This is a genomic window from Argonema antarcticum A004/B2, assembly GCF_023333585.1.
Classification (GTDB): domain Bacteria; phylum Cyanobacteriota; class Cyanobacteriia; order Cyanobacteriales; family Aerosakkonemataceae; genus Argonema; species Argonema antarcticum.
The window spans coordinates 25,882-33,329 of the sequence record NZ_JAIQZN010000077.1 but is presented as its reverse complement, the minus strand read 5'-3'; the positions used below and the strand labels follow the sequence as shown (position 1 = coordinate 33,329).

Here is a 7,448-nt window from a genome sequence, read left to right as displayed (position 1 = left end):
GGTGGCGCTGGTGGCGCTGGTGGTGGCGCTGGTGGCGCTGGTGGTGGCGCTGGTGGCGCTGGTGGTGGCGCTGGTGGTGGCGCTGGTGGCGCTGGTGGTGGCGCTGGTGGCGGCGCTGGTGGTGGCGCTGGTGGTGGCGCTGGTGGTGGCGCTGGTGGTGGTGGTGGGGAAGTGTTCGGATTTGACAGAATCTCTCCACCTTCTAGTGGGGGAGTCTGGGAAGCTGGGTTGGTATTTAAAGGATTTGGGCTGTCCTGCACTCCAAAATTTCGATCGGGCCTGGATGTATCTGGACGGTTATCAATGGGACTCCCACCACCAGGCAAATCTGATGAACCGGCAGGCAGCTGGACAAAAGCTGGATTTTCAATCACGCCTTCGCCTGTGATTGGAGCCTGTGCTGCCACTGCCGCAGAAGTTTCAGCTTGAACTTCTGCCATAGCCGCATCTGGATTGGCTTTATCACCTGGCTGAGTCAGGTTTAGTCCCCTAACCAGATCGCTTGTTTCATAAAAGGTTTTGATATCAAAATCGTATATGCGTTCAATTCTGTCTTTAATAATTACCGCAAGCTGTCCTGCTTGCAGCCCCTCCCGTTGGGAACCATTCTGATTAAATACTTCGATGTTGCTATTTGTCAGGGCTCCTACTACTGTGGTGTTAGTGTCGGGGTTGTAGCGCACGAATAAAGCTGAACCTCGAATTCCTGCTCTGGCGTTGGGGGTTTGCACTCGCGTTGTCCCGCGTCCCGGCGGAATCAGGAGCAGTGCGGTGCCATTTGAAAGTCTCAAGGTTCGTGTATTTGGCAGAAATTGAAATACCGCTTGTGCGCCAACTCTTGCCAAAGAACCGTCGTTGAACCGCAACTCTGCTAAAGATTCTCTCCCAGTGGTCAAAGAATCTCCAGGGTTCATTGGATCGGATACACGGGCAGGACGCCCTGTTTGATTTTGCGGAATTAGCCGAACGAGGTTGCGTAGACTCTGAATAACGCCTTTATTTAAAGGCATTTCGGCACTTACCTCTTTGGGTAGAGGCAGCGTCATTACGCTCCATAAAATTAAGCCCAGAAGCAGAACTAACTTATGAGACATGGATCGTCCCCAAAGCAGAAATTTTTAACCCATACCAAAGCAGACAAAAGCATACCCTTAACCTCAATGCTACAAAATCGCCACTGAAACGCCTTATCTCACAAGGATGATAAGGCGAAGTAAGGAGCAGTAAAAAGGAGATATCCTGAATTAAGAATCTAAAATAACTGTTTTAATGATTTTATTGCTTATTTCTAAATATAGAGAGCTAGACTGTGAATTTGGTGCAATTATGTCGGTGGGATTGGGGTGCATCGATCGTGTACTTTCACAAAATTTAACGCTAAACTTATGGTTTTCGCTCGATACACCGGCTGGAAGCGATCGCTCTACACTTTGTTAGTCTCTGGTAGTGCAGTCTGGTCTTCTATGGGATTGCGTGCTATGGCACAGGCAAGTACTCCATCGGTGACGACGCCTATAGCGCCGCTCATGCTGCGGACACACTCTCCTGTCGCTTCAGAGGATAAAATTGGCTCGCTCAATGAGCAACTGCCGCCAGAGGTAATTATTCCAGGGGTTAGTTCTTGGGCAGCGGATTTAGGGAAGCCAAGTATAGAAATCTCGATCGTCAAGGAGCAATCAGATACAGATACGCAGCCAGACATACGGGCTACTTTTGAAGTATGGCCTAAATTTATCTCGGCTGATAATTCCGATCGGGTACAGCAGCCAACGGGACAACCCCGTCAGCAAGTAAAGCCAACACAGCCTCCTAACTCCCCGCCTGCACCGACACAGCAACAGTCGGAGCCGACTGTTGCTCAGGAAGATCCGGATTTGGGAAGGCTGCGCCTGCGAGAGCGGAGAGTGCCGCCACGTCAGCCTCAGCCAGTATTGCACGTGGTGCCTCGAATCAGCTATTTTTACACGAGCAATGTTTTTTCCGGGGTCGATCCGATCGCAGATAGTCAGTTTGTTCCTAGCGTAACCCTGTGGTCGGCACCAGAACTCAGACCCGGAACTTATTTAAGCACATCAATTGATGGTTATTTAATTCGCTACTTCAATGAATCCCAGTTCGATTATAATTTTGTGAGATTCAGAGCCGGTATTAGCCAGCGCATTGCGCCTCGTACCTTTGGCGAAATTGGTTGGAGCAATCAACAATATTTTAGGGCAAGTAATGGCGATCGCTTTTTGAACGAGCATTCCGCCTATTTGACGCTTTCGCGACGAGACTGGCTGACTCGAAAGCTAGCCCTAGATTATTTCTACGATGTTCGTCTGAGTTTTGCCGATCCAGATAGCCGCAGTCGGGTCATCAATTACTTGTCGGTTTCCTTGAGCTACTATTTTCAGCCGAATTTGCAGGTTGGAATGGACTACCAATTTAGCTATTCTGATTTTACAAAGCGCGATCGCTTAGATCGGTATCACCGCTTACTCGGTCGCTTAACTTATGGGGTATCTAAGGATAGCCAGATTAACGTCCAGGCTGGCACAACTTTGGGCAGTTCTAACGAGCCAAACATTGATTTCGATAGCTTGTTTTTGAGCGTTACTTACAGTGTTGATTGGCAAATTTTTGATTAGTCAGTGGTCAGTGGTCAGTGGTCAGTGGTCAGTGGTCAGTGGTCAGTTGTAATTAATTATTTTTTGACTTTTGACTTTTGACTTTTGACTTTTGACTTTTGACTTTTGACTTTTGACTTTTGACTTTTGACTTTTGACTTTTCTAGCCCCTAGCTATAGGAACACCAATCGCTCCAGCTACCGGCATAGAGCTTTCCCGTATGAATTCCAGCCATTTCTAAAGACAATAAATTCACGCAGGCAGTAACGCCAGAACCGCAGTAAACCATAATCTCTTGGGCGTTTTCTAAGCCTGACCAGCGGCGTTTTTGCTCTGTCACGGGTAGCACCCTGCTAACTTCATCGGTGACATCTTGCCAGGGATAATTAACGGCACTGGGGATATGTCCGGCAATAGGATCGATCGGTTCTCGTTCGCCTCGGTAGCGATCGCTCTCCCGCGAATCGACTAACACGACTTCTGGCAGGTCTTTGCGGTCTTTTACGGTGTCAATGTCTACGACAAAGTGCGATCGCACCTCTGGCAAAAATTTACCCTGTTTGGGCATTGCCAGTGCGTCTGTAACCGGATAACCAGCCGATAGCCATGACTTCCAGCCACCATCAAGCAAAGCAACCTTGTCGTGTCCCAGATAGCGCAGCAACCACCACAGACGGGAAGCAAAGGCAAAGCGGGAATCATCGTAGGCGACAACTAGAGTTTCCTGGGAATTAATCCCGATTGCTGCTAATTTTTTGGCTAATTCGACTGGGTTTGGCAAAGGGTGTCGTCCGCCATGTTTACCAACTGGCGAAGAAAGATCGTCGTTGAGGTCGAGATAGTGTGAGCCTTGAATGTGACTCGTCTGATATTGTAGGGGTCCCAATTCTGTATCTGCAAGGGAAAAGCGACAATCAACAATTACAATTTGCGGATCGTCCAGGTGTTCGGACAGCCATTGTGGGGAAACTACAAGCCTATAGTCTGTAATTTGCTGCAACTGCTCGATCAGATTCATACTTTTTGGTTGTAGACTTTCGATCGCTTAGGAACATTATCATTTTTCTCTCTTTGTATGAAACCACCCTGCTCTCCACAACGGGGAGGGGGGTTGGGGGGTGAGGTTCTTCATTACATCCCGCCTGGATGACTTGATGATATAGTGACCGCCAGGGCGGTTAAGACATTCTTAATTCCTGAAACCCTTGATTCTAAACCTTTTTACTCTAGCCCCTAGCAAGAAAGTCCCTAGCTATACTTTAGGGCTTTGGGCACCTATTGGTTAAAATTTAAATCAATCCAACAGATGTGAAGCAACGGAGACTGGGAACTTGGTCGCCTCTAAAGATACACAAGCATTGACACAACCACTGCCGTTAGTGACCGATCCGGCTGTATTACAGCAAGTCATTCTTAACAAGCTCAATACGCGCATATATCCCCGTGGTGAACTGGTAATGCCTTGCGTACCGGCAATGCTGGATCATTACTTACAGCGACTGAAGATGCTATTCGACTCACTTGGCAAAGCCTTTTCTGAAGAAGAACTACAGCAGTTGCGTCAAGTTCTTAGCCGTAGGTTGGAAGAAGGATTTCGCACTTCACCTCATTCAAGTATTGTACTCAAGTACGAACCAGCTAAACCCCCTAATGTAGGTTTGACTTGCAATCTGACAACAGCGGTTTCATCAGTTGCAGATCAATACAAAAGCTGGGTTGAAACCAGAAAACCGCCTTTATTCGGTTCTCATCCAGATGCCAAGGTGATGGCTACAGTGGCTGAATTAGGGCAAGACCCTTCAATTACACCCATTTTAGATATAGGAGCTGGAACGGGACGCAATACTCTACCTCTAGCAAGGCTTGGCTATTTAGTTCACGCGATCGAATTAACCCCTGCTTTTGTCGAACAGATCCAAGGAACCGTGGAAGCAGAGGGATTACCTGTGGTAGTCACGCAAGGTAATATCCTCGACCCAATGGTGCGGATGCGACCCGCTCATTATAAAATGGCAATAGTTGCAGAAGTAATTTCTCATTTTCGAGATGCGGATCAACTGCGACTGTTACTTGCTAAAATGTGCGATGTGATTCGCTCCGGTGGTCTTTTACTATTTAACACTTTCTTGACCGCCGATGGCTACGCACCAGAACAAGTAGTACGAGAAATGTCAGAAATAGCGTGGTCATCCATTTTTACACGCGCAGATCTAGCATCGGCAATGGAAGGACTACCCCTAGAAACAATCTCAGATGAATCTGTGTTTGAATACGAGCAGAAACACCTGCCTGCGGAGGCATGGCCACCAACCGGATGGTTTGCTAACTGGGCAACAGGCCGAGATCTGTTCCCGATCGTTAATGGTCAACCACCGATGGAACTACGCTGGATTTTGTGCAGACGCACTTAAGAAAAATTAAAAATTAAAAATTAAAAATTAAAAATGCGATTTGATTTCCATTTTTAATTTTTGATTTTTAATTCTCAGTGAAATCATCTGTTCCAAACCACTAAAACAACACCGGATACGATTAGACCCAAACCCACAATCCGACTCACCGGAATTGGTTCCCCAAAAACAAAGTAGCCCAACAGCAGGGAGAAAACATAAACTAAGGAAACCGCTGGGCCAGCAACACTTAATTTGACTCGCGTCAGCAGCAGAATGTAAGCGCAGGCTCCTAGACCATAGCAAGTAAGGCCAAACAATAGTTCAGGAGTGAGCGCAATCCCTATAATATGACTCAACCAGTTGCTGGCATTGACTTTCCCTAGCTTTGATGCCCCTGCTTTTAGGAAAAATTGCCCCGCGACACTTGTTAACACCGAAATGAGAAACAGTCCAAACTCTGAGGGGGTCACAACTTATAATTCTCGTGTAAAGATATCATCCAATTTTAGATTTTAGATTTTGGATTTTAGATTGAATAATATCAACTTATTAGCACTGCCACCATCACAAGAGTTAAAATCGAGTCGAGTATAAGCATTAAATAGGTACTATGACGAGCATTCTGCAATCTCCCTACACAAGCGAACAAATTGCAGCTTGGCTGCGCGGTTTGCTTACTCTTGCTTGGGCTGACGGCAACTTTGACGATCGAGAACAGCAGTTAATTGCCTCTTTGACTCAGGATGAACTTGCTCCCTCAGTTGATTTGGGGTCGCTGGAACCGATCGGGCCAGCAGAGTTAGCGCAGGTTTTGGGGCAAAACACTGATGCTGCCGAGAATTTCTTGCGAACTGCTGTAATGGTGGCATTAGCCGATGGTGTTTATTCTGTCAGCGAGGATGAAGTACTGCACAAGTTTTGTCAGGCTTTGGGACAAAAGGAAGAAGTGCTAGAGGCTTTACGCCATACTCTCTACGAAGATAAGGCAGAAGCACCTGCTACTCTTGTATCCCATCAAGGCGGAGTACCTGCAAAGGAGTACATCCAGGGGCAACCGTCACGGGATGCGCTCAAACCTGTACGGAACTGGCTAGAAGGACTGGACATTCAAGATCCCAGGGTGGCTCGCTTCTTGTGCAAAATGATCCCGTCCCAGTGTCCGTTTGAGCGAGATGTGACCCTGTTTGACCACAAAGTCGTACATATTCCCCCCCTGTGTAAGCTAAATCCACTTTACGATCAGTTAGTAGGCTTGCGCTTCCGAGCGCTGTCTTATTTAGCAGATGATTGTGGTGAAGATGTGTCCCAATATTGTTAGCAGTCATTGGTCATCACTTAAAAATAACTAACTGACGACCAATGACTGATGACTAATGACGAATAAGTGATATGCAATTTATTGACCAAGCAGAGATTGAAGTAGAGGCTGGAAATGGAGGCGATGGCATTGTCGCCTTCCGACGAGAAAAGTATGTTCCGGCTGGGGGGCCATCGGGTGGCAATGGTGGCAAGGGCGGTTCGGTATTCTTCGTAGCGACGGAGAACCTGCAAACTTTGCTGGATTTTAAATACATTCACCGTTTTAAGGCGGAAGATGGGGGACGTGGAGGGCCGAATAATCGCACTGGGGCAAATGGAAGCGATCGCATTATTCCAGTTGCCTGCGGCACATCTGTCTACGATACCGAAACAGACGAATTATTCGCGGATTTGGTACAACCGGGGCAAACTATCTGTGTAGCTCAAGGTGGTAAAGGTGGTTTGGGAAACCAGCATTTCCTCAGCAACCGCAACCGCGCCCCCGAATATGCTCTTCCAGGACTAGCAGGGGAAAAACGGTTGCTGCGTTTGGAGTTGAAACTGCTTGCGGAAGTAGGGATTATCGGTTTGCCGAATGCAGGTAAATCTACTTTAATTTCAGCGATTTCAGCGGCTCGTCCTAAAATAGCAGATTATCCGTTTACGACCTTAGAGCCGAATTTGGGTGTGGTGCGTAAACCTAACGGCGATGGTGCTGTGTTTGCCGATATTCCTGGATTGATAGAGGGTGCCCACGAGGGTGTGGGGTTGGGTCACGATTTTTTGCGCCATATTGAGCGCACTCGTTTGCTGCTGCACTTGATCGATGTGACGGCAGAAGATCCGATGGGTAACTATCAAACAATTGAGCAGGAGTTGCAAGCATACGGTAGAGGTTTACCAGAACGCCTGCAAGTTCTGGCACTTAATAAAATGGATGCGGTTTCGATCGATCGCGATTTGGAAGCATTCGCATCCGAACTCCGATCTCTTCGCAATGCCCCTGTTTTCCTAATCTCTGCTGTTAGCCACAACGGATTAGAGGCAATGTTGCAGGAAATTTGGCGAATGCTGGAAGAAACAGGGGCTAGGGACTAGAAAAGTCAAAAGTCAAAAAGGGGAGTGGGAGAGTGGGAGAGTGGGGGA

At 47.5% G+C, this 7,448-nt stretch carries 7 protein-coding genes; 4 read left to right on the top strand and 3 right to left on the bottom strand.

The window, feature by feature from the left end:
* A partial coding sequence (locus LAY57_RS26260) for a FecR domain-containing protein (protein WP_249070097.1) occupies positions 1 to 1,094 on the bottom strand: 1,094 nt, incomplete at its 3' end.
* Between the two features lie 291 nt (positions 1,095 to 1,385).
* Between LAY57_RS26260 and LAY57_RS26255 the strand changes: the two genes are divergently transcribed.
* A complete protein-coding gene (locus LAY57_RS26255; RefSeq protein WP_249070096.1) occupies positions 1,386 to 2,630 on the top strand; it encodes a porin family protein in 1,245 nt (414 codons plus the stop codon).
* A gap of 149 nt (positions 2,631 to 2,779) precedes the next feature.
* Here LAY57_RS26255 and LAY57_RS26250 read toward each other — a convergent pair whose 3' ends face one another.
* Positions 2,780 to 3,601, bottom strand: coding sequence for a sulfurtransferase (locus LAY57_RS26250; protein WP_420839135.1), 822 nt, complete (start codon positions 3,599 to 3,601; stop codon positions 2,780 to 2,782).
* 484 nt (positions 3,602 to 4,085) lie between these two features.
* On the opposite strand from LAY57_RS26250, the gene LAY57_RS26245 reads away from it, so the two are divergent.
* Entirely contained in the window at positions 4,086 to 5,021 is a 936-nt protein-coding gene (locus LAY57_RS26245) for a class I SAM-dependent methyltransferase (protein WP_420839134.1), read from the top strand.
* A gap of 83 nt (positions 5,022 to 5,104) precedes the next feature.
* Here the strand turns inward: LAY57_RS26245 and LAY57_RS26240 are convergent, their stop codons facing one another.
* Entirely contained in the window at positions 5,105 to 5,473 is a 369-nt protein-coding gene (locus LAY57_RS26240) for an EamA family transporter (RefSeq protein ID WP_249070093.1), read from the bottom strand.
* A gap of 140 nt (positions 5,474 to 5,613) precedes the next feature.
* Between LAY57_RS26240 and LAY57_RS26235 the strand changes: the two genes are divergently transcribed.
* Positions 5,614 to 6,321: a Mo-dependent nitrogenase C-terminal domain-containing protein gene (locus LAY57_RS26235; protein WP_249070092.1), complete on the top strand. Its 708-nt coding sequence runs from the start codon at positions 5,614 to 5,616 to the stop codon at positions 6,319 to 6,321.
* Between the two features lie 71 nt (positions 6,322 to 6,392).
* Positions 6,393 to 7,400: a GTPase ObgE gene (gene obgE, locus LAY57_RS26230; protein ID WP_249070091.1), complete on the top strand. Its 1,008-nt coding sequence runs from the start codon at positions 6,393 to 6,395 to the stop codon at positions 7,398 to 7,400.
* Positions 7,401 to 7,448: the final 48 nt, after the last annotated feature.